The sequence below is a fragment of the Ideonella azotifigens genome, assembly GCF_021043325.1.
In the GTDB taxonomy this organism is placed as follows: Bacteria; Pseudomonadota; Gammaproteobacteria; order Burkholderiales; family Burkholderiaceae_C; genus Ideonella; species Ideonella azotifigens.
Genome location: NZ_JAJNKD010000054.1, coordinates 1 through 1,045 on the forward strand (window position 1 = coordinate 1; position 1,045 = coordinate 1,045).

The window sequence follows — 1,045 nt, forward strand, 5'->3', positions numbered from 1 at the left end:
AACCGCGTCCTTGCCCCTGCGGCAATGGCGAGGCAGGCGCCGCTCAGTCTGTGGTCAGGTCGATGCGCCAGGGCAGCAGCGTCGCGTAGTCGTCGGCCGTCCTGGCCATCGGCAGGGCCTTGAACAGCGAGCGCAGGTAGCGGTAGCCGTCGATGCCGTTGACCCGGCAGGTCTGCAGCAACGAGTACAGGTTCGCACTGGCGTGGGCGCCGGCCACGGTGTCGGAGAACAACCAGTTGCGCCGGCCCACGCAGAACGGCCGGATGGCGTTCTCTTGCACGTTGTTGTCGATGCTGTAGCGCCCGTCCTCGACGTAGCGCTTGAGCTTGTGCCACTGCCCGGCCGTGTAGTGCAGCGCCTTGCCCAGCAAGCTCTGGGGCAGCACGCTGTGCAGGTTGGCCAGCAGCAGTTGTTCGATGTCCTGGAGCACCAGTGCGCTGTCGTGCTGGCGTCGCCGTGTGCGCTCGGCCGGGTCCGCGCCATCGCGCTTGGCCTGGGCCTCGACGTGATACAGCTTGCCGATCAGCGCGATGAAGCGTGCTGCCAGTTGGTCTGGTCCGCGCTGGTTCTTGGGGCATGCCTGCAAAGCGTCGTGGAAGTAGCGCCGGCAGTGCGCCCAGCAAGCCAGGTGAACGAGACCTTGCGCCTGAGCCACCCTGTCGTAGACGTCATAGCCGTCGGTCATCAGCACCGCACCGGCACGGATGCCGGCGTACAAGGTCATCGCGTTGGCCGCCGAGCGGCTGGGCGAGTAGCTGAACAGCCGGATCGGCGGCCCGGTGCCGTCGCGGCCCGAGCCGTCGGTCATCTGCGCCCAGACGTAGCTCTTGGCCTGTGCGCTGCGCCCGGGCTCCTTGAGCACCTGCAGTTCGGTCTCGTCGCCGAACACCAGTGGTGCGTCCAGCAGTTCGTCGCGCAGCAGGTTCACCACCGGCTGCACGGCCTGGCCCACCCGCACGATGCTGCCGGCCAAGGTGTTGCGCGAGATGTCGGTGCCGCCGAAGCGGCCCAGCAGCGCCGCCTGGCGGTACAGCGGCAGCCCGTC

General features: G+C 68.2%; 1 protein-coding gene. It reads right to left on the reverse strand.

What is annotated here, in order from left to right; all coding sequences use genetic code 11:
* Positions 1 to 43: 43 nt before the first annotated feature.
* Positions 44 to 1,045 (reverse strand): IS66 family transposase (gene tnpC, locus LRH25_RS32580; RefSeq protein WP_231013296.1); only part of this gene is annotated, 1,002 nt, incomplete at its 5' end.